This is a genomic window from Pseudomonas sp. SDO5215_S409, from assembly GCF_054071325.1.
Map to the genome: position 1 here is coordinate 46,963 of NZ_JBSVWN010000031.1, position 20,558 is coordinate 67,520.

A 20,558-nucleotide genomic window follows, 5' to 3' on the forward strand; every position below is an offset into this window, starting at 1 on the left:
ATGGCGCTAAATTGAGCCAGTAATGACGCCACGGCAAGCGCGGCGATCACATCTGACAGCAAATTTTGTTCCGGCGCCGCTGCACGGTTAGGCGTATTGGGCCGCCGCGTAGCCCGAGGCCCAGGCCCACTGGAAGTTGAAGCCGCCCAGGTGGCCGGTCACATCCAGCACTTCGCCGATAAAGTACAGCCCGGGGCTTTTCAGCGATTCCATGGTCTTGGAGGACACTTCCCGCGTGTCTACCCCGCCCAGCGTGACCTCGGCGGTGCGGTAGCCCTCGGTGCCCGCAGGCACCAATTGCCAGTTCGCCAATTGGTTGGCGATGTCGGCCACCTCGGCGTGGGTGTACTGCTTGAGGGGTTTGGACACGAACCACTGTTCTGCCAGCAAGGTGGCCATTTTTTTGGTGAACATCTCGCCCAGCAGGGTTTTCAGCTCGCTGTTGGGGCGCTCGGCCTGTTGCTGTTGCAGCCAGGCGTGGGCGTCGTGGTCGGGCAGCAGGTTGATCGCCACGGTGTCGCCGGGTTCCCAGTACGATGAAATCTGCAAAATCGCCGGGCCGCTCAGGCCACGGTGGGTGAACAGCAGGTTTTCGCGAAAGCTCTGGTCGTTGCAGCTCACCAGGCAGTCCACCGACGTGCCGGACAACTCGCCGCACAGCGCCTTGAGCTGATCGGTGATGGTGAACGGCACCAGCCCCGCCCGGGTGGGCAGCAGTTGATGGCCGAACTGCTTGGCCACTTGGTAGCCAAAGCCGGTGGCGCCCAGCGTGGGAATGGACAGCCCGCCGGTGGCGATCACCAGCGACTCGCAGTGCAGCACGCCCAGGGTGGTGTGCAACTGGTAGCCGCTGTCGAGTTTGCCGATGGTGTCGATCGAGGTGTCCAGGTGCAGCTGCACGCCCGCCTGATCGCACTCATCGAGCAGCATGCCGAGGATGTCGCTGGACTTGTTGTCGCAGAACAGCTGGCCGAGTTTTTTCTCGTGGTACGGCACGCCGTGCTTGGCCACCAGGGCGATGAAGTCCCACTGGGTGTAGCGCGCCAGGGCCGACTTGCAGAAGTGCGCGTTGTGCGAAAGGAAGTTGCCCGGCTCCGTGTACATGTTGGTGAAGTTGCAGCGCCCGCCGCCGGACATGAGGATTTTCTTGCCGGCCTTGTTGGCGTGGTCCAGCAGCATGACCTGGCGCCCGCGCCCGGCCGCGGTCAGTGCGCACATCAAGCCTGCGGCGCCAGCGCCAATAATTACGACTTCGGTAGAGCGCACAACCATGTCCTCACACAAAAACGGCGTTGCAATGCCTTTGATTCTGCAAACCTGTGCCTAAACGGCCAGCTATGCCTTTACAGGATGCGCACGCGCAACGAGCGGCCCTTGATCTTGCCGCTGTTGAGGCGTTGCAAGGCCTGCTTGGCGATGCCGCGTTCCACGGCCACGTAGGCCTGGAAGTCAAAAATGGCGATCTTGCCCACCTGCGCCCCTGGAATCCCGGCGTCGCCGGTCAGCGCACCGAGAATGTCACCCGGGCGCACTTTGTCTTTGCGCCCGGCGGCGATGCACAGGGTGCTCATGGCCGGCAGCAGCGGGCCACCGGCCTGGGGCTTGAGGTTGCTCAACTGGTCCCAGTTCAGGTCGCTCTTTTGCAGTTGTTCGATGGCCTGGGCGCGGTGCGCTTCGGACGGCGCCACCAGGCTGATCGCAATGCCGGTCTCACCGGCGCGCCCGGTACGGCCCACGCGGTGGATGTGGATTTCCGAGTCGCGGGCCAGTTCCACGTTGATCACCATGTCCAGTGCATCAATGTCCAGGCCACGGGCCGCCACGTCGGTGGCCACCAGCACCGAGGTGCTGCGGTTGGCGAACATCGCCAGTACCTGGTCGCGGTCGCGCTGTTCCAGGTCGCCGTGCAGGCCCACGGCGCTGATGCCCTTGGCGGTCAGGTGGTCGACGGTTTCCTGCACCTGCTGCTTGGTAAAGCAGAACGCCACGCAGGAGGCTGGGCGGAAGTGGGTGAGCACTTTGTACACCGCGTCCATGCGTTCTTCTGGCGAGATCTCGTAGAAGCGCTGCTCGATCTGCTCGTCGGAATGAAACGCCTCGGCCTTCACCTGTTGCGGCGCGCGCATGAACTTGGAGGCCATCTGCTTGATGCTCACCGGGTAGGTGGCGGAAAACAGCAGGGTCTGCCGGCGTGCAGGGGTCTGGGTGATGATGTCTTCGATGGCTTCATAAAAGCCCATGTCGAGCATGCGGTCGGCTTCGTCCAGCACCAGGGTGTTCAAGCCGTCGAGTACCAGCGAACCCTTGCGCAGGTGCTGCTGGATACGGCCCGGGGTGCCGACGATGATGTGCGCGCCGTGCTCCAGCGAGGCAATCTGCGGGCCCAGGGACACGCCGCCACACAGGGTCAGCACCTTGATGTTGTCTTCGGCGCGGGCCAGGCGGCGGATTTCCTTGGCCACCTGGTCGGCCAGCTCGCGCGTGGGGCACATCACCAGCGCCTGGCAGCCGAAGTAGCGCGGGTTGATCGGGTTGAGCAGGCCGATGCCAAAGGCGGCGGTCTTGCCGCTGCCGGTCTTGGCCTGGGCGATGAGGTCCAGCCCCTTGAGGATCACCGGCAAGCTTTGCGCCTGGATCTGCGTCATCTCGACATAACCCAGCGAGTCAAGGTTAGCCAGCATGGCGGCGGACAGCGGCAACGTATTAAAAGCAGTGGCGATGGTGGTCACGGGGCGGGCCTGCAAAACAAAATGTCGCGCAGTGTAGCAGGCCCCCGCCGGTTTTCATCGCACCTTTAGATGAGGGGGCGCCGAGCGGCAGGCTTGCCGCTCAATGTTCCAGATCGTGCTCGCGGCTGACGGTGCGTTTGCCGTCCTTGGGCGACAGTTGCAGGAAGATCGCCGCCGCCAGCATCGCCATGATGCCCACGGTCAGAAAGGTAAGCTGGAAGGCGCCCAGCACGGTGCTGACGCCGTCGTTGCCCACTTCGGCGGTGAACCCGCCCAGCAACGCACCGGCGCAGGCCACGCCCAGGCTCAACGACAACTGCGCCACCACCGAGAGCAGGCTGTTGCCGCTGCTGGCCTGGGTGTCGTCGAGGTCGATCAAAGTGACCGTGTTCATCGCGGTGAACTGCAACGAGTTGATCCCGCCCAGGATCGCCAGCAGGCACAACAGCAGCGGGTAGGGCGTGTGTTCGCTGACCAGGCCCATGCTGGCCAGCATGATGCCCAGCGCCAGGGTGTTGCCGGTGAGTACCACGCGGTAGCCCAGGCGCTCGATGAGCGGGCGGGCGATGGACTTGGCAAACATCGCCGCCGCCGCCAGCGGCAACATGCTCATGCCCGCTTCGGACGGTGAATAGCCCAGCGCCACTTGCAACAGCAGCGGCACCAGAAACGGCAGGGCGCCGCTGCCCAGGCGGGCAAACAGGTTGCCGAGGATGCCCACGGCAAAGGTGCGGGTCTTGAACAGCACGGGCGAGAACAGCGGGTTTTCGATATGCCCGGCCCGCAGCCAGTAGGCCGCCAGGCACGCCAGGCCGCCAAACAGCAGCAACATCACCCGCAGGTGGGGCAGGTGCAGTTCGCCCAGGCCTTCCATGGCGATGGTGATGAGCACCATCGCCGCGCCGAACAGCACAAAACCGGTGCCGTCAAAGCGGGTGCGTTCGCTGCCGCGCAGGTCGGGGATGAATTTCCACACGGCATAACAGCCGATGAGGCCCACGGGCAGGTTGATCAGGAAAATCCAGTGCCAGGTGAGGTATTGCACCATCCAGCCGCCCATGGTCGGGCCGAGCAGCGGGCCGAGCAGGCCGGGAATGGTGATAAAGCCCATGATGCGCACCAGCTCCGAGCGGGGGTAGGCGCGCAGCACCACCAACCGGCCCACGGGCAGCATCAATGCGCCGCCCAGGCCCTGGATGACCCGGGCGCCGATCAGCACGCTCAAACTGTTGGACAGGGCGCACAAGAGCGAGCCGATACTGAACAGCAGAATCGCGCCAAAAAAGATTTTCTTGGTGCCGAAGCGGTCGGCGATCCAGCCCGACGCCGGGATCAGCAGGGCCACGGTGAGCATGTAGGCAATGACCACGCCTTGCATGCGCAACGGGTTTTCCGCCAGGTCCCGGGCCATGGCCGGCAAGGCCGTGTTCAGAATCGTCCCGTCCAGCGACTGCATGAAGAAGGCAATCGCCACCACCCAGGGTAGCCAGCGGGCGGTCTTGGCGTCGAGCGGGGCACGATTGGGCATGGGATCCCTTTGTTAGCAGGCTATGTGTTCGCGATTATGCGCTATAGGCGACTCCCTTTCCCACAGCCTGTTCGCCAATTTCTGACAGCATCACGTCCTCGCCCACCAGGAAGTCGATCAACGCCCGGTGCACTGCCAGGGCGGCCTCGCGTGACTCCAGGTCCAGCAGGTGCCCGGTGTGTGCGGCGGTGGCGAAACTGCTCTGGCTCACGTACTGCCCGAACAACCGCGCCTCATCGGCCGGGGTGTATTCATCGAGAGCGCCATTGAGAAAGTGCACCGGGGTTTTGATCTGGGTCAGTTGCGGCAGGTAATTGCCGTCCCCGAGGGCCAGCACCTGATGGATGTGAAAGCGCGCCTGGTGATATTCGGTGGTGGCCATGCACGACAGGTGCCGGTAATTGTTGCGCTTGAGGCCCGGCGACAGGTATTTGCCGACGGTTTCGTTCAGCAGGTGGCCAATGGCGGACTTGTCATCGGCCTCGATCAGCACCCGCACCCGTTCCACGTATTCAAGCATCGCCGGGTTGAGGTGCGGCGCCAGGGCCATCACCACCGAGCTTTCGATGGAAGGCGGGTTGTGCGCCAGGGTCAACAGCGTGGAAATGCCGCCCCATGAGGCAGACACCAGGTGGTTGACTTCAAAGCGCTCCACCAGCGCGCGCAGGATCTGCACTTCATCGTCCTTGGTCACCAGGCCCAGGTCGGTATTGTGCGGGCGTGAATACCCCGAGAAGGGCAGGTCGAACAGCAGCACATTGAAATGCTCGGCCAGGCATTGACTGGTCCGGGCAAATGAACGGGTGGTCGACAACGCGCCGTTGACCATCAGCACGGTTTTGCGTCGCGGGTCGTGACCCAATTGCTCTAGGTGAACGTTGTAATGCTTGAACAGCCTTTCAATGACAAAACTTCCATGGTTCATGTCAAACGCTCCAACTTGCCGGTTCCTGGGCAAGGTCATGCATCACTTGTGCTCAAGTGGGTGAGGGGCGCGCAGAAGATTTGTTCGAGTTGTGTCAACTGCGCGGAGGTGGCTACATGCCATCACCGTTATAACGAGGTTTCAGGCCCGTCACAACAGGGGATGGGGGGAGCGAAGCGCAGGAAGAGAAGGGTCTTAGGGGGCGGCGGGAAGGTGTTTGTAGGAGCCGTTTACCGGCTCCTGCAAACGGGGCCTCAGAGCGTGAGCGTCAAACGCTTGACCAACGCACCGGGCAGCAAGTTCGACGCGGTATTGCGCCGTTCATAGGTACTCGCCGACAGCAGCAACTCCCGGTCGGCGGTCAGGGCTTCCAGCTGCGAGCCCAGCAGGCTGTAGACGCTGTCATCAAAGCGCATGGTGCTGACCGGCGCCTTGATTTCGCCGTCTTCCACCCAGAACGTGGCGAAGCGCGTCATGCCGGTCAGGCGGGCAGCCGGCAGGTCTGAGTAGTTCAAGTACCACAGGTTGCTGATGTACAGGCCGGTGCCCAGCTGCTTGAGGATGTCGGCCTGGGCCAGGGTGCCCGGCGCCAATTGCAGCGCACTGGGGGACTCGTCACTGCTGCCGCCGTTGGCGCTCAGGCCGTATTCGGCGGCGCTGCGCGAGTTCACCAATTGGCCCTCGGCCTTGCCTGCCTTGATCAGCGTGACGTCGCTGCGCGGGTAGCCTTCGGCGGAAAAGGCCGAACTCAGCGAGCCGCTGATCTGCTCGTCCAGCGTCACCAGCGGGCTCAACGCTTGCTCACCCGCGTACAACCGCTGCAGGGCGCTGCTTTTGCTGGCGATGGCCTGCGCGGAAAACCCGCCCCAGGTGATGATGCTGAGGATCTCTTCGATGGCCGCTGGCGCCAGGTACGCCCGGTACTGCCCCGGCGCCAGCGCATGCAGCGGGCGGTCAAGGAATGCCAGTTGCTCGCGTGCCTGCTGGATGCGCCGGGCGAACTCGGCGCTGTCCCAGGTGTGCCCGGCGTAGCTGCCCTTGACCGCTTCACCGTTGGCGTGGAACAGGCTGAAATCAACGTTGAAGCTGTTGGCCTGGTGCCAGCCAAACGCCCCGTTGGAGCTGGCGAACCCTCGGCTGATAGGGCCTGCGGCGTAGATGCCGACCCAATCGACACCCGTTGCCGCCTCATGGATGTCGCCGAGCACGCGGGCCAGGTCCGGCAGCGGGCCGTCCTGCTGGTTCTGGCTTTGCCAGGCGGTGTGGTTGAGCAACAGGTACGGATCGGGGGGCAGCAAGGGCAGGGTGTCGCGCAACTGTTGCAGGCCGCTGGCCAAGCGTTCGCGATCCAGCGCCGGTTCGCCCGCCAGGGTGATGGCCAGGTCGGCGTGACGCCCTGCCTGGATCAGTTTGAGGTGCAGGGTGGCCTGCTTCACGTGCCCGGCCTGGCGCACTTTGGCGTGGTTGAAGCGCACAAACTCCGACGCTTCGGCGGCATAACCCAGTTGGAACTGTTCCGTGTCGGTGATGGCCTGCTTGAGCCACTCCACCAGCGCCTTGAACGTATTCATCAGGCGGCTCCTCCAAAGACATCGACATGGCTGAACACGCAGGCCGGTGACGCGTGGCCGACGCGGACGATCTGGTTGGGCTCGCCTTTGCCGCAGTTGGGCGTGCCCAGCACTTTAAAGGTGCTGGCGTCGCCCACCGCGCTGAGGTTGCGCCAGAACTGCGCGGAGATCGCCCGGTAGTTGGGGTTTTTCACCACGCCCTTGAGTTCGCCGTTTTCGATCAACTGGCCCCATTCGCAACCGAACTGGAATTTGTTGCGTGCATCGTCAATCGACCAGGAGCGGTTGGTGGCCATCAGGATGCCGTGCTCGATGGCGCCGATCATCTGCGGCAACGACTGGTCCCCGGCCTCGATGTTGAGGTTGGCCATACGGTCGATGGGCGCGCGGTTCCAGCTGCTGGCGCGGCTGTTGGCGACGCCGCTCAAGCCCGAGCGGTATTGCGACAGCGCCCCGCCCAACGGCTTGAGCAACACGCCCTCGCGGATCAGGAACTGTTTGCTCGCGGCGGTGCCGTCGTCGTCATGCCCGTAGCTGGCGAGCTGTTCGGGAATGCCCGGGTCGAACGTCACGTTGAGCAATTTCGAGCCGTATTGCAGGTGGCCGAAGTCGCTGGGCTTGACGAAGCTGGTGCCGGCGTAATTGCGCTCGTCGCCCAGGATGCGGTCCAGTTCCAGCGGGTGGCCGATGGATTCATGGATCTGCAAAATCATCTGGTCGGGCATCAACAGCAAGTCGCGCGGGCCTTGCGGGGTGTTGGGTGCCAGCAGCAATTGCAGGGCCTGGTCGGCGATGCCGGGCGCGGCGCCCACCAGGCCTGCGCGGTTGATCACCTCCACGCCGCCTTGCTGGCCGAAGTTGCTGCCACCCAGGGTGCGGGTCTGGCTGTCATTGCCGTCGTAGGCCGTGACGGCAACGCCCGGGTACACGAAACGCTGGGCCTGACGCAATTGGGCACCGACGTTGTTGAGGTAGATCTGCTCGACCTGGGTGGTGCCCAGGCTGACTTCCCAGCTCACCAGGCGCGCGTCTTTTGGCACGGCGGCGGACTCGGCGCCGAGCAATTGGTAGCAGTCGCTCAAGGACGGGAAGGGTTGGTCGAGATCGGGCGACAGGTAGTCGGCGACGTCGGTCGGCAACGCCAGGTCGCTCAGGTCCAGCAACGCGTGGGGCTTGATCAGGCGCGCTTGTTGCTCGGCGCGCTCAAGGGCCGCTTGCAGCCCGCGCAGGGAAATGTCGTGGGTGGCGGCGTAGGCTTCCACCCCGTTGACCCGCACGGTGAGCATGGCGCCTTCGTCGTGACTGAGGTGCGGCGGGGCCGCCACGTTTTTACGCACGCTGAGGTACTGGCTGGATTCGCGCACGTAGCGCAGGGAGAAAAACTCGGCGCTGCTGCGCAGCTGCGCGAAGTGGTTTTTCAATGTGGCGTGGTGGTCGAACATGAGGCCTTCCTTATGGGCCGCGCGTCGCGGTCAGGCCCGTAGAGTAGGCGTGTGGCGGGGAGGTGATCAAGGACCGTGTCGGGCGGCCTTGGGGCCATGCACGGGATTTTGGGGTAAGCCCGCTCACCAGCGTGAGCGGGCTGGCGGCGGGTCAGGCCGGTTGCGTCACGTCACGCAGCGGCTTGCCGCGCACCGGGGCATCGCCTGCCACGTAGTACTGGGCGGTGCTGCGCGGCAGTGGCTGGCGGCCACGGATCTTGTCGGCGATTTTCTCGGCGATCATGATCGTCGGCGCGTTGAGGTTGCCGGTGGTGATGATCGGCATGATCGAGGCATCCACCACACGCAGGCCTTGCAGGCCATGCACGCGGCCTTCGTTGTCGACCACGGCCATGTCGTCGGTGCCCATCTTGCACGAGCACGAAGGGTGGAACGCGGTTTCGGCGTGCTCGCGGATGAACTTGTCCAGTTGCTCGTCGGTTTGCACGTCGATGCCCGGGCTGATTTCGCGGCCACGGTATGCGTCCAGCGCAGGCTGGGCCATGATCTCGCGGGTCAGGCGGATGCCATCGCGAAACTCTTGCCAGTCCTGCTCGGTGGCCATGTAGTTGAAGAGGATGCTCGGGTAGTCCCGTGGGTTCTTGGACTTCAACTGCACGCGGCCACGGCTAGGCGAGCGCATGGAGCCCATGTGCGCCTGGAACCCGTGCTCTTTCACCCCGTTGCTGCCGTTGTAGTTAATTGCCACCGGCAGGAAGTGGTACTGGATGTTCGGCCAATCGAACTCTTCACGGGTGCGGATAAAACCGCCGGCTTCAAACTGGTTGCTGGCGCCGATGCCGGTGCCGTTGAACAGCCATTCGGCGCCGATGGCCGGCTGGTTGTACCAGAGCAGCGACGGGTACAGCGACACGGGTTGGGTGCAGGCGTATTGCAGGTACAGCTCAAGGTGGTCCTGCAGGTTTTCGCCCACGCCCGGCAGTGCGTGCACCACGGGGATGTCGAGGCTTTCGAGCAGGGCCGTGGGGCCGACACCGGAGCGTTGCAGCAATTGCGGCGAACCGATGGCGCCGCTGCACACCAGCACTTCCTTGCGGGCGCGGGCTTCAACGCGCTCTTCGGCGGCGCCCACCAGGTAACGCACGCCCACCGCACGCTTGCCCTCGAACAGGATCTTGTCGCTCAGGGCGTGGGTGACGATGGTCAGGGTCGAGCGCTTTTTGGCGGTGTCCAGGTAACCGCGTGCGGTACTGGCGCGACGGCCTTTTGGCGTGACGGTCCGGTCCATGGGGCCGAAGCCTTCCTGTTGGTAGCCGTTCAAGTCTTCGGTGCGCGGGTAACCGGCTTGCACGCCTGCCTCGACCATGGCGTGGAACAACGGGTTGTTGCCAGCCTTTGGCGTGGTGACGCTCACCGGGCCGTCGCCGCCGTGCCAGTCGTTGGGGCCGATGTCGCGGGTTTCGGCTTTACGGAAATACGGCAGGCAGTCCAGGTAGGTCCAGTTTTCCAGGCCCGGCAGTTTGGCCCAGTTGTCGTAGTCCATCGCGTTGCCACGGATGTAGCACATGCCGTTGATCAGCGAGGAACCGCCCAGGCCCTTGCCGCGACCGCACTCCATGCGGCGGCCGTCCATGTGCGGCTCTGGGTCGGTTTCGTAGGCCCAGTTGTAGCGACGGCCTTGCAGCGGGAAGGCCAATGCGGCTGGCATTTGGGTACGGAAGTCGAAACGGTAGTCCGGGCCGCCCGCTTCCAGCAGCAGGACGGTGACGCCTTCGTCTTCGGTCAGACGGGTCGCCAGGGTGTTACCGGCAGAACCGGCACCCACAATGATGTAATCGTATTCTTGGGACATTGGATGCACCCTCGGTTGAGATGGTCAGGTCGGGCCTCATCGCAGGCACGCGCGCGATGAGGCCTCACAGGCAATACACGGCTCGGGTGTTAGAACACCGAGGCGTAGTCGCCCAGCTCGACCTGTACCGATTTGATGCGGGTGAAGTTGTTCAGCGAGCTGATGCCGTTCTCACGGCCCACGCCCGACTGCTTGTAGCCACCGACTGGCATCTTGGCGTCGGACTCGCCCCAGGCGTTGATCCAGCAGATGCCCGCTTCCAACTGATGAATCACGCGGTGGGCGCGGTTCAGGTCGCGGGTCACCAGGCCCGCGGCCAGGCCGAAGTCGGTGTCGTTGGCGCGGCGGATCACTTCTTCTTCGGTTTCATAGGTGAGGATGCTCATCACCGGGCCGAAGATTTCTTCACGCACGATGGTCATGTCATCGGTGCAGTCGGTGAACACGGTCGGGGCCACGAAGGCGCCTTTGGCGAAGTCGCCGTCGGTCAGGCGGTCGCCGCCACACAGCAGGCGGGCGCCTTCTGCTTTGCCTTTGCTGATGTAGCCCAGCACGCTTTCCATGTGCGCGAAGCTGACCAGCGGGCCGAAGTTGGTGTTTTCGTCTTCCGGGTTGCCGACGCGGATGCGGGCCACGCGCTCGACGATCTTGGCTTCGAAGGCCGCTTGCAGGTGCTTGGGCACAAACACGCGGGTGCCGTTGGTGCAGACCTGGCCGGAGCTGTAGAAGTTGGCCATCATGGCGGTGTCGGCGGCGCGATCCAGGTCGGCGTCGTCAAAGATGATCAGCGGGGACTTGCCGCCCAGTTCCATGGTCACGTCTTTGAGCGAGGAGCTGGACGCGCTGGCCATGACCTTTTTACCGGTGTCGGTGCCGCCGGTGAACGAGACTTTTTCGATGCGCGGGTGTTCGGTCAGCCAGGTGCCGACTTCACGGCCGCTGCCGGTCAGCACGTTGAACACGCCCGCCGGTACACCGGCTTGGGTGTAGATCTCGGCCAGTTTGAGCGTAGTCAGCGAGGTGACTTCGCTGGGCTTGAAGATCATCGCGTTACCGGCGGCCAGGGCCGGGGCGGATTTCCACAGGGCGATCTGGATCGGGTAGTTCCACGCGCCGATACCGGCCACTACGCCCAGCGGCTCGCGGCGGGTGTACACGAACGAGGTGGTGCGCAGCGGGATCTGCTCGCCTTCGATCGCTGGCACCAGGCCTGCGTAGTACTCCAGCACGTCGGCGCCGGTGACGATGTCGACGTACTTGGTTTCGGAGAAGGCTTTGCCGGTGTCCAGGGTTTCCAGGGCGGCCAGCTCGTCGTTGCGCTCACGCAGGATCTCGACGGCACGGCGCAGGATGCGCGAGCGCTCCATGGCGGTCATGGCGGCCCAGATTTTCTGGCCCTTTTCGGCGCTGACCACGGCACGCTCAACGTCTTCTTTGCTGGCGCGTTGCACTTGGGCGAGAACTTCACCGTTAGCCGGGTTGATGGCGTCGAAGGTGGCATCGCTGCCAGCGTCGCTGTAGCCGCCGTCAATGTAGAGTTTTTGCAGTTCGAAACGGGCCATAAAGTCCTCGCAAGTGCATCAGTGGTTGGCGTTACCTGCCGCCGGTGTCATCAGGTTCTGGCAACATCGGGCGGCAGACGTTCAGGGGTTGAGCGATTTATAGAGGCTCTAACTCACCTGCTTGGCCAATTGAAAGTCCATGTATTCGTAAGCGATCCGTTGCGCCTGCTCCGTGTCGAAAGCGTCTCCCGACAGGGCGCCGCGCAACCACAAACCGTCGATCAGGGCCGCCAGGCCTCGGGCTGCGCTGCGTGCCTCGGGCAGGGGCAGCGCACGGCGGAACTGACAGCACAGGTTGGAATACAGGCGGTGATCGTTGATCCGCTGCAACCTGTGCAAAGACGGGTGGTGCATGCTGGTGGCCCAAAAGGCCAGCCAGGTTTTCATCGCCGGGCCGTTGACCTGGCTGGCGTCGAAGTTGCCTCCGATAATCACCTGCAGGTGCGCCCGCGGGCTGTCATCCTCCAGGGCACGCCTGCGTTCGTGGACATTCTCGATCAGCACATTCATCAGGTAGCGCATCGTCGCTGCGATCAGGCCGTTCTTGTCCTGAAAGTAGTGACTGATGATGCCGTTCGAGACACCGGCCAGACGGGCGATCAGCGCAATGCTGGCGTCCCCCATCCCGACCTGATCGATGGCCGTCAAGGTGGCTTCGATCAACTGCTGGCGGCGTATGGGTTGCATACCGACCTTGGGCATGTAGCACCTCTCCTTAGGCCTGTCGGCGGGCGATGTACGTCCGTCGACTTGAGGGCCAGTCTATTTTGTTTTGATTGAACGTTCAATCAACAAAGAATAAGATCTGCGACAAATGGTCGCTGCCTACAGGTATTTCCTACGTGCATGTGGCACCACGTGACACCTGGAAAACCCCCTGAAACCGCCCGCCTTACCGTCCTGGCGGGGTGTGGGGGTTTTCGGGGTGTCTTTATAACACCCGTCCGTCGACTGCCAAAAAACCGATGGCGCGGGTCCTGCGCTGCCTTGTGTTCTTCTCTCGCACTGCCCGGAGCATTTGTGCCATGAGTTCTGCCTCTCTGATAAAGACCCCGCCGGAAAAGGTGCGGGTCAACGGTTGGGTGTTCTACACCTCCACCGCGCTGATTCTGTTGTTGACCGCCACTCTGATCATCGCCCCGCAGGAGGCCGGCAGGTTGTTGGGTGTGGCGCAGGCCTGGCTCTCCAAGAGTTTTGGCTGGTACTACATGGTGGTGATCGCCGCCTACCTGGTGTTTGTGGTGGGTTTGGCGTTTTCGTCCTATGGCAAATTGAAACTGGGCGGCAAGGACGACAAGCCCGACTTCAGCTACGGCGCCTGGGCCGGCATGCTGTTCTCGTCCGGCATCGGCATTTCGCTGTTGTACTTCGGCGCTTCCGAGCCGCTGGACCACTACTTCAACCCGCCTGAAGGCGCCTCGGCCACTGGCGCCGCCGCGCGCCAGGCGTTGCAGCTGACCTTCCTGCACTGGGGCCTGCACGGCTGGGCGATCTATGCGTTGGTGGGCCTGGCCGTGGCGTACTTTGCCTACCGTCACAACCAGCCACTGGCCTTGCGCTCGGCGCTTTACCCGCTGGTGGGCGAGCGTTGGGTCAAGGGCGCGGCCGGGCATGCGGTGGACGGTTTCGGCATGTTCGTGACCCTGCTGGGCCTGGTGACCAACCTGGGGATTGGCTCGATGCAGGTGTCGTCGGGGCTGGAGAACCTGTTTGGCATGCAGCACAGCAACACCAACCTGCTGATCGTGATCATCGTGATGAGCACCGTGGCCACCATCGCCGCCGTGTCGGGGGTGGAAAACGGCATTCGTCGCCTGTCCAACCTCAACATCGTGCTGTTCAGCGGCCTGCTGATTTTCGTGTTGCTGTTCGGCCCCACGTTGCACCTGCTCAATGGCTTTGTGCAGAACATCGGCGATTACATGAACGGCCTGGTGCTTAAGACCTTTGACTTGTACGTGTACGAAGGCGACGCCGACAAGACCGAGCGCTGGATGGGCCTGTGGACCCTGTTCTACTGGGCCTGGTGGATTTCCTGGGCGCCATTCGTGGGCATGTTCATCGCGCGTATTTCCCGTGGCCGCACCGTGCGCGAGCTGGTGGCGGGCGTGCTGCTGATTCCGCTGGGCTTCACCCTGGCGTGGCTGTCGATCTTTGGCAACTCGGCCCTGGACCTGGTGCTGAACCACGGCGCGGTGGAACTGGGCAAGACCGCCCTGGAACAGCCGTCCATGGCCATCTACCAGTTGCTTGAGCATTACCCGGCGTCGAAAGTGGTGATTGGCGTGTCGATCTTTGTGGGCTTTGTGCTGTTCCTGACGCCTGCTGACTCGGGCGCGGTGATGATGGCCAACCTGTCGTGCAAGGGCGGCAACGTAGACGAAGACGCGCCGCACTGGCTGCGCATTTTCTGGTCGGCGGTGATCACCCTGGTGACCATCGGCCTGCTGTTTGCCGGCAATTTTGAAGCCATGCAAACCATGGTGGTGTTGGCGGGCCTGCCGTTCTCGGTGGTGCTGGTGTTCTTTATGTTCGGCCTGCACAAGGCCATGCGCCAGGACACGCTGGTCGAACAAGAGCAGGCGCAACTGGCCGAGCGGGGGCGGCGTGGTTTCAGCGAGCGTTTGACCGCGCTGGACCTGCAACCGAGCCAGGCCACCGTGCAGCGGTTCATGGACAAGCACGTGACGCCTGCGCTGGAAGAAGCCGCAAGCGCGCTGCGCGCTCAAGGGCTTGAGGTGCAGACCTTGCTGGGCAAGTCCAAGCGCTGCATGGGCGTGCGGATCGAGCGGGAAGAGGGCAACCCGTTTGTCTACGAAGTGAGCCTGGATGGCTACTGGTCGGCACCGGCCGACGTGCCGCTGGAGGAGCGCACGCGCTTCTACCGCGCCGAGGTTTACCTGCATAACGGCGGCCAGGAATACGACCTGATGGGCTTCACTCAAGAGCAGATCACCCGTGACGTGCTCGATCAGTTTGAAAGCCATCGCCAACTCCTTGGCCGTGTCTATAGCTGATAGTTGAAGTCGATCGTTCCCACGCTCCGCGTGGGGATGCCGCCAGGGACGCTCCGCGTCCGCTCTTGAAGGCGTGACGCGCAGCGTCACCGGATGCGTTCCCACGCAGAGCATGGGAACGATCATCCACAAATCAGCCCAGGTTCTTGCCGAGCAGCGCGTGGTACAGCTCGCTGTCGCCCAGGATGCCGACCACCTGGTGGTTGTCGTGCAGCACCAGCTTGTTGCCGGTCTGGTAGCGGATCTGCAACGCATCGCGCATGCCGATGTTGGAGTCCACCAGCGTCGGCACCCGGCCCAAACCTTCCACCGCTTGCCCTGGCGCCCAGTTCTGCAGGTTCAATACCGCACCGTTCTGGCGGGCCCCCTTGATGGTGTTGCCGTCGGCCAGGTCCAGCCACGAGTCGCCGCCCGGGTCCAGGCACACCGAACCGTTGATGCGCTTGCAGTTGTCCAGCGTGCGCATCAGGCTGCGCCCGCACAACACGTTGAGCGGGTTGGTGTGGGCGACAAAGGTGCGCACGTAGTCGTCCGCCGGGTTGAGCACGATCTCTTCGGGCACGCTGTACTGGATGATCTTGCCGTCTTTCATGATCGCGATGCGGCTGCCCAGTTTCAGCGCCTCGTCCAGGTCGTGGCTCACAAACACGATGGTCTTGCTCAGCTTGCGTTGCAGCTCCAGCAGCTCGTCCTGCAAGCCCTGGCGGATCAGCGGGTCGAGGGCCGAGAAGGGTTCGTCCATCAGCAAAATGTCGGCGTCCATCGCCAGCGCACGGGCCAGGCCCACGCGTTGCTGCATGCCGCCGGAGAGTTCGTCGGGCTTCTTGTTGCGCCACTGGGTGAGGCCCACCAGTTCGAGTTTTTCGTCCACCAGCTTGCGCCGGTCCTTTTCGGGACGGCCTTGCATTTCCAGGCCAAAGCTGATGTTTTCGCGCACGGTCAGCCAGGGCATTAGGGCGAACTTCTGGAACACCATGGCGATGCGTTTGGTGCGCATCATTTTAAGCTCCGCCGGGGTGCACGAGGCGATGTCGATCTGACGCCCTTCATGCTCCACGAACAGCTGGCCACGGCTCACGGTATTGAGCCCGTTGATGCAGCGCAGCAGGCTCGACTTGCCGGAACCGGACAAGCCCATGAGCACGCAGATCTCGCCTTTCTCGATATCCAGGCTGGCCTTTTCCACGCCCACGATCTGCCCGGTCTTTTTCAGGATCTCGTTGCGGTGCATGCCCTGGTCCAGCAGCTTGAGGGCTTCGCGCGGGTCTTTGGAGAAGATCACATCGACATTGTCGAATCGGATAATGCTCATGCATCACCCCCTACTTTGGCGTCGGGTTGTTTGCAGATGCGGTCGAGCATGATGGCCAGCAATACGATCGCCAGGCCCGCTTCAAAGCCCAGGGCGATGTCGGCGGTGTTCAGCGCGTTGACCACCGGTTTGCCGAGGCCGTCGGCGCCCACCAGGGCGGCGATCACCACCATCGACAACGACAGCATGATGCATTGGGTAATGCCGGCGGCAATGCTCGGCATGGCGTGGGGCAGTTCAATGCGCGAGAGCAACTGACGGCGCGAGCAGCCAAAGGCCTTGCCGGCGTCCATCAACTCTTGCGGGACATCACGGATACCCAGGTAGGTCAGGCGGATGGGCGCGGCAATCGCAAACACCACCGTGGAGATCAGGCCGGGCACCACACCCAGCCCGAAGAGGGTCAGGGTAGGGATGAGGTAGACGAAGGTCGGTACGGTCTGCATCAGATCGAGTACCGGCCGCATCATGGTGTAGAACAGCGGTTTGTGCGCGGCAACAATGCCCAGCGGCACACCGATGACCACGCACACCAGCGTGGCGAACAACACCTGCGCGAGGGTTTCCATGGTTTCCTGCCAGTACCCCAGGTTGAGGATCAGCAGGAAGGAGGCGATGACAAAAACGGTCAGGCCCCATTTGCGTTGAATGAAGTGAGCGAGCAGCGCGATCAGGCCAATCAGTGCCAGCGGATTAAACCAGGTCAGCGCAAACGTCACGCCGTGGATCATCGTTTCCAGCGTCGATGCGATGGCGTCGAAGTAGTTGGCGCCGTGTTGGGTCAACCATTCGACGAAGGCAGCGATGTACTGGCCTAGCGGGATTTTCGGTTCAGTCAGCATGGTAGTGAATGTCCACATGCAATAAGGAAAAACATCCCGGGCCGGCGGACCGGCCTGGGGTCAGCGGTCACTTGGCAAGGTAAGCTTTCACGGCCTCAAGTCCTGGTTTGCCATCCACGGTGTTCACACCGGCGAGCCAGGTATCGAGCACTTGTGGGTTGTTTTTCAGCCACGCCTTGGCGGCGGCGTCGGGCTTCATTTTGTCGTCCAGCACGTTACCCATCAGCGTGCTTTCCATGTTCAGGGTGAACACCAGGTTTTTCAGCAACTGGCCCACGTTGCTGCATTCCTGCACATAGCCCTTGCGGGTGTTGGTGTAGATGGTGGCCTGGCCGTAGTTGGGGCCAAAGGAGTCATCGCCGCCGGTGAGGTACTTCATTTTGAAGCGGGTGTTCATCGGGTGCGGTTCCCAGCCCAGGAACACGATGGCCTGGCCGCGCTTGGTGGCGCGTTCCACTTGCGAGAGCATCCCGGCTTCGCTGGACTCGACCACCTTGAAGCCTGCGTCTTTCAAGCCGAACTGGTTCTTGTCGATGACGCTCTGGATGGTGCGGTTGCCGTCGTTGCCCGGTTCGATCCCATAGATTTTGCCGCCCAGCTCATCCTTGAATTTGACGATGTCGGCGAAGTCCTTGAGGCCCTTGTCGTACAGCGCCTCGGGGACCGCCAGGGTGTACTTGGCGTTTTCCAGGTTGGCGCGCACGGTTTCCACAGTGCCGGCATCACGGTACTGCTTGATGTCGTTTTCCATGGTCGGCATCCAGTTGCCGAGGAAGATGTCCATGTTCTTGCCGTCGGCCAGGGACTTGTAGGTCACCGGCACCGAAATCATCGTGGTGCGTGGCTTGTAGCCCAGGCCCTTGAGGATCTCACTGGTGGTGGCGGTGGTGACGGTGATGTCGGTCCAGCCGACATCGGAGAAGTTGACGGTGTGGCACTGTTCCGGCTCTGCAGCGTGTGCCAGGACCGGCAGACTCAGCATGGCGGCCAACAACAACTGGGGTGAACCTTTCATCGGGGTAGACTCCTGTGTGTTTTGTGGCGGCGTTCGCCGCGCTTTATAAGGGTTGCGGTTGGGGCGGTGGCACGGCTGCGCCAGGGGACCAAAGCAAACGAGTCGGGACCGATCATGTACCAGTGAAAATCTGACGCCTACAGGGGGCGTCGTATCCAGTACAGGGATGGTCGTATCTGGTGTCGGTGACGTCGCTTACAGATTTTTTCCTGGGCAAAACCGTGGTTTTTCTCGGTCTGCACCGCAAAAAACGCCCAAAACGCCGCCTCTTGCGGGCGCGGCGCTGGTGGGCATGGGTGCGTCGGTATGAGACGCCGATAGCGTGGATAAAAGCTTGATGATGCCGCCATTCGGGCGATCTGAGCGTAGCAGCTCCTGCTGGCCCGGCCTGTTTACCTAGGAGTTCGGCGGCATGGCTATCAGCGTTTTTGACCTGTTCAAGATCGGCATCGGGCCGTCCAGCTCCCACACCGTGGGGCCCATGCGCGCCGCGGCGCTGTTTGTGCAACATCTGCGCGAGCAGGGCCTGGTGGACCAGGTGCGGCGCGTCGAAGTGCAGCTGTACGGCTCGCTGTCGGCCACCGGCATCGGCCATGGCAGCGACAACGCTTGCATCCTGGGGTTGATGGGGCAATGGCCGGATACGACAGACCCGTCGCAAATCGGCACACGCATCGCGACGCTGCGCGACACCCAAACCCTGCTGCTCGACGGCCACCTGCCGGTGCCCTTCGTGTGGGCGCGGGACATGCGCCTGCTGGATGAAAACCTGCCGTTTCACCCCAACGCCATGACCCTGGTGGTGTTTGGCGAGCACGGCGAGCTGCACCGCGACACCTACTACTCGGTCGGCGGCGGTTTTGTGGTGGACCAGGCCCAGGCCCAGAGCGGCGTGGCGGACATGGACCGCACCCAACTGCCTTACGATTTTTCCAGCGCGGTGGAGCTGTTGCAGCTGTGCAAGACCCACAACCTGCGCGTGGCCGAGCTGATGCTGGCCAATGAAAAAGTCTGGCGCAGTGAAGAGGACATCCGCAGTGGCCTCATGACGCTCTGGCGCGCCATGCAGGAGTGCGTGGAGAACGGCCTCAAGCACGAAGGCATCCTGCCCGGCGGGCTCAACGTGCGAAGGCGCGCCGCCAAGTTGCACCGCAGCTTGCAGGAACTGAACAAGCCCAATGTGATCGGCTCGACCTTGAGCGCGATGGAGTGGGTGAACCTGTTCGCCCTGGCGGTGAACGAAGAAAACGCCGCCGGTGGGCGCATGGTCACCGCCCCCACCAACGGCGCGGCGGGGATCATCCCGGCGGTGCTGCATTACTTCATGAAGTTCAGCGAAGACGTCACCGAAGCCAACGTCGTCGACTACTTATTGGGCGCCGCCGCCGTGGGCATCCTGTGCAAAAAGAACGCGTCCATCTCCGGTGCCGAAGTGGGCTGCCAGGGCGAGGTCGGCTCGGCCTGCGCAATGGCCGCGGCGGGGCTGGCCGAAGTACTGGGGGCGACGCCTGAGCAACTGTGCAACGCCGCCGAAATTGGCCTGGAACACAACCTGGGCCTTACCTGCGATCCGGTGGGTGGGCTGGTGCAGGTGCCGTGCATCGAGCGTAATGCGATCGCGGCGGTCAAGGCGATCAACGCCGCGCAAATGGCCCTGCGCGGGGACGGGCAGCACTTCATCTCGCTGGACCGGGTGATCCGCACCATGCGTGATACCGGCGCGGACATGCATGACAAATACAAGGAAACATCGCGGGGCGGACTGGCGGTGAGTGCGGTGGAGTGTTGAGCCTGGGGGCTGTCACCGCCCGCTGTCTTCAGCGTGGCGGTGACGGCGTTGCCGAATATCTATAGGCGTTCAGAAAGGGTAGTGGTGGCATCCAGAGGGGGCTCGTTGTTGAGTAACTTCTCACGCCATGCGGGTATATCGGCCTCATCGACATCCAGCCGTTTCAGCCATTGGTCAGCCGACCAGCCGACTAGCCGTAATTCACCGTCGTGAGAGCCGCCGTGGAGCGAGCCGACGGTGTCGTAGCGGATGCTTTTGAGCGCTTGGTTCAATACGACATAGGCTGCGGGTTTCGGATCTTCTGCATCGCCGCCCAGAGACGGATAAGCACCCGCCTGGATGATGATGCCGTTACCGTATTCATAAAATGCGAAGTGGCTGGCGGGGAGTTGTGCGCGTAATGCGTCCAGACCGCCGACTAAATCCAGACGTGCTTGGTCAAGTACGGTCAGCCAACTGACGGTCTTAATTTTTGTGGGTTTAAACTCGGGGATATTAGCCAGCAGGGCGGCTGTTCCGACATCCAGCCCGGGCATTCTAGCGGCCATGAAGGCTTCGGTGGGCTCGTTGTCATCCGCGTTCGTAACAGAAAGGTTAAACGCATGGCCAGCGTAGCCCTGCTCAGCAGAGAGTCGGCGCGCTGAGTCAACGAATAACTTCAGAAAGCCAAGAGGGCTCTTTTCTTGATACAAAAGTGGGACTGAGAACTCCAGCACACTTAGGCCTTTACCCAACTTCGCCTTCCATCCACGTTGACCAAATACATCAAAAAGCCAAGGGCTCGCGTCGTTGGATTGTTTGCCGCCCAGGTAGTAAAAACTGAGGCGATCGTCCTCGTCCATGGCGCCCATCATTTCTCGCAGGGGTTTGGCGTCACGATAGGCCGATAGTGGTTTACCTTGCGGCGGGTCCTCGCGCCATAGCCAAGTGAGATTGGGCTCGGCCAGGCGTTTGAAGTCGTCGAAGCACTGACA

The 20,558-nt window shown here is 62.7% G+C and carries 15 protein-coding genes; 2 read left to right on the plus strand and 13 right to left on the minus strand.

The window, feature by feature from the left end; all coding sequences use genetic code 11:
* Nucleotides 1-87: 87 nt before the first annotated feature.
* The 9 genes from ACW9H9_RS16980 to betI form a co-directional block, all read right to left on the minus strand.
* Entirely contained in the window at nucleotides 88-1,266 is a 1,179-nt protein-coding gene (locus ACW9H9_RS16980; RefSeq protein ID WP_457341972.1) for an NAD(P)/FAD-dependent oxidoreductase, read from the minus strand.
* A gap of 77 nt (nucleotides 1,267-1,343) precedes the next feature.
* Nucleotides 1,344-2,681, minus strand: a complete 1,338-nt coding sequence (dbpA, locus tag ACW9H9_RS16985; protein ID WP_457342020.1) for an ATP-dependent RNA helicase DbpA — start codon at nucleotides 2,679-2,681, stop codon at nucleotides 1,344-1,346.
* 148 nt (nucleotides 2,682-2,829) lie between these two features.
* Nucleotides 2,830-4,257, minus strand: coding sequence for a multidrug transporter subunit MdtD (gene mdtD, locus ACW9H9_RS16990; RefSeq protein ID WP_457341971.1), 1,428 nt, complete (start codon nucleotides 4,255-4,257; stop codon nucleotides 2,830-2,832).
* A 34-nt stretch (nucleotides 4,258-4,291) separates the two neighbouring features.
* Complete coding sequence (locus ACW9H9_RS16995; protein ID WP_457341970.1) at nucleotides 4,292-5,182, minus strand: alpha/beta fold hydrolase; 891 nt, start codon at nucleotides 5,180-5,182, stop codon at nucleotides 4,292-4,294.
* Between the two features lie 254 nt (nucleotides 5,183-5,436).
* Nucleotides 5,437-6,753: a TldD/PmbA family protein gene (locus tag ACW9H9_RS17000; protein ID WP_457341969.1), complete on the minus strand. Its 1,317-nt coding sequence runs from the start codon at nucleotides 6,751-6,753 to the stop codon at nucleotides 5,437-5,439.
* Nucleotides 6,753-8,195 (minus strand): TldD/PmbA family protein, encoded by a 1,443-nt coding sequence (locus tag ACW9H9_RS17005; RefSeq protein WP_457341968.1) that lies wholly within the window; start codon nucleotides 8,193-8,195, stop codon nucleotides 6,753-6,755. Before ACW9H9_RS17005 ends, ACW9H9_RS17000 begins: the two co-directional genes overlap by 1 nt.
* Nucleotides 8,196-8,346: 151 nt before the next feature.
* Nucleotides 8,347-10,047 carry a choline dehydrogenase gene (gene betA / locus ACW9H9_RS17010; protein ID WP_457341967.1) on the minus strand — a complete coding sequence of 567 codons (1,701 nt, stop codon included), beginning with the start codon at nucleotides 10,045-10,047 and terminating at the stop codon, nucleotides 8,347-8,349.
* 89 nt (nucleotides 10,048-10,136) lie between these two features.
* Nucleotides 10,137-11,609, minus strand: coding sequence for a betaine-aldehyde dehydrogenase (gene betB, locus ACW9H9_RS17015; RefSeq protein ID WP_457341966.1), 1,473 nt, complete (start codon nucleotides 11,607-11,609; stop codon nucleotides 10,137-10,139).
* 108 nt (nucleotides 11,610-11,717) lie between these two features.
* Nucleotides 11,718-12,311, minus strand: a complete 594-nt coding sequence (betI, locus tag ACW9H9_RS17020) for a transcriptional regulator BetI (protein ID WP_457341965.1) — start codon at nucleotides 12,309-12,311, stop codon at nucleotides 11,718-11,720.
* Nucleotides 12,312-12,691: 380 nt separating this feature from the next.
* On the opposite strand from betI, the gene ACW9H9_RS17025 reads away from it, so the two are divergent.
* Nucleotides 12,692-14,626, plus strand: a complete 1,935-nt coding sequence (locus tag ACW9H9_RS17025; RefSeq protein WP_457342019.1) for a BCCT family transporter — start codon at nucleotides 12,692-12,694, stop codon at nucleotides 14,624-14,626.
* Between the two features lie 133 nt (nucleotides 14,627-14,759).
* Here ACW9H9_RS17025 and choV read toward each other — a convergent pair whose 3' ends face one another.
* From choV to ACW9H9_RS17040, 3 genes are all read right to left on the minus strand, one after another.
* On the minus strand, nucleotides 14,760-15,938 hold the full coding sequence (choV, locus tag ACW9H9_RS17030; RefSeq protein ID WP_457341964.1) for a choline ABC transporter ATP-binding protein: 1,179 nt from the start codon (nucleotides 15,936-15,938) through the stop codon (nucleotides 14,760-14,762).
* Nucleotides 15,935-16,780, minus strand: a complete 846-nt coding sequence (choW, locus tag ACW9H9_RS17035) for a choline ABC transporter permease subunit (protein ID WP_457341963.1) — start codon at nucleotides 16,778-16,780, stop codon at nucleotides 15,935-15,937. Before choW ends, choV begins: the two co-directional genes overlap by 4 nt.
* A 67-nt stretch (nucleotides 16,781-16,847) precedes the next feature.
* Nucleotides 16,848-17,795, minus strand: coding sequence for a choline ABC transporter substrate-binding protein (locus ACW9H9_RS17040; RefSeq protein WP_457341962.1), 948 nt, complete (start codon nucleotides 17,793-17,795; stop codon nucleotides 16,848-16,850).
* A 412-nt stretch (nucleotides 17,796-18,207) separates the two neighbouring features.
* On the opposite strand from ACW9H9_RS17040, the gene ACW9H9_RS17045 reads away from it, so the two are divergent.
* Nucleotides 18,208-19,584 (plus strand): L-serine ammonia-lyase, encoded by a 1,377-nt coding sequence (locus tag ACW9H9_RS17045; RefSeq protein WP_457341961.1) that lies wholly within the window; start codon nucleotides 18,208-18,210, stop codon nucleotides 19,582-19,584.
* Nucleotides 19,585-19,643: 59 nt separating this feature from the next.
* Here the strand turns inward: ACW9H9_RS17045 and ACW9H9_RS17050 are convergent.
* The coding region (locus ACW9H9_RS17050; protein ID WP_457370434.1) for a DUF3396 domain-containing protein at nucleotides 19,644-20,558 on the minus strand (915 nt) is incomplete at its 5' end.

What these genes read in the sequence shown, in the direction of transcription:
- choW (WP_457341963.1), bottom strand. Translation starts at nt 16,780, where the DNA reads ATGCTGACTGAACCGAAAATCCCGCTAGGCCAGTACATCGCTGCCTTC.
- dbpA (WP_457342020.1), bottom strand. Translation starts at nt 2,681, where the DNA reads ATGCTGGCTAACCTTGACTCGCTGGGTTATGTCGAGATGACGCAGATC.
- betB (WP_457341966.1), bottom strand. Translation starts at nt 11,609, where the DNA reads ATGGCCCGTTTCGAACTGCAAAAACTCTACATTGACGGCGGCTACAGC.
- ACW9H9_RS17005 (WP_457341968.1), bottom strand. Translation starts at nt 8,195, where the DNA reads ATGTTCGACCACCACGCCACATTGAAAAACCACTTCGCGCAGCTGCGC.
- ACW9H9_RS17040 (WP_457341962.1), bottom strand. Translation starts at nt 17,795, where the DNA reads ATGAAAGGTTCACCCCAGTTGTTGTTGGCCGCCATGCTGAGTCTGCCG.
- betA (WP_457341967.1), bottom strand. Translation starts at nt 10,047, where the DNA reads ATGTCCCAAGAATACGATTACATCATTGTGGGTGCCGGTTCTGCCGGT.
- choV (WP_457341964.1), bottom strand. Translation starts at nt 15,938, where the DNA reads ATGAGCATTATCCGATTCGACAATGTCGATGTGATCTTCTCCAAAGAC.
- ACW9H9_RS17000 (WP_457341969.1), bottom strand. Translation starts at nt 6,753, where the DNA reads ATGAATACGTTCAAGGCGCTGGTGGAGTGGCTCAAGCAGGCCATCACC.
- mdtD (WP_457341971.1), bottom strand. Translation starts at nt 4,257, where the DNA reads ATGCCCAATCGTGCCCCGCTCGACGCCAAGACCGCCCGCTGGCTACCC.
- ACW9H9_RS16995 (WP_457341970.1), bottom strand. Translation starts at nt 5,182, where the DNA reads ATGAACCATGGAAGTTTTGTCATTGAAAGGCTGTTCAAGCATTACAAC.
- betI (WP_457341965.1), bottom strand. Translation starts at nt 12,311, where the DNA reads ATGCCCAAGGTCGGTATGCAACCCATACGCCGCCAGCAGTTGATCGAA.
- ACW9H9_RS17045 (WP_457341961.1), top strand. Translation starts at nt 18,208, where the DNA reads ATGGCTATCAGCGTTTTTGACCTGTTCAAGATCGGCATCGGGCCGTCC.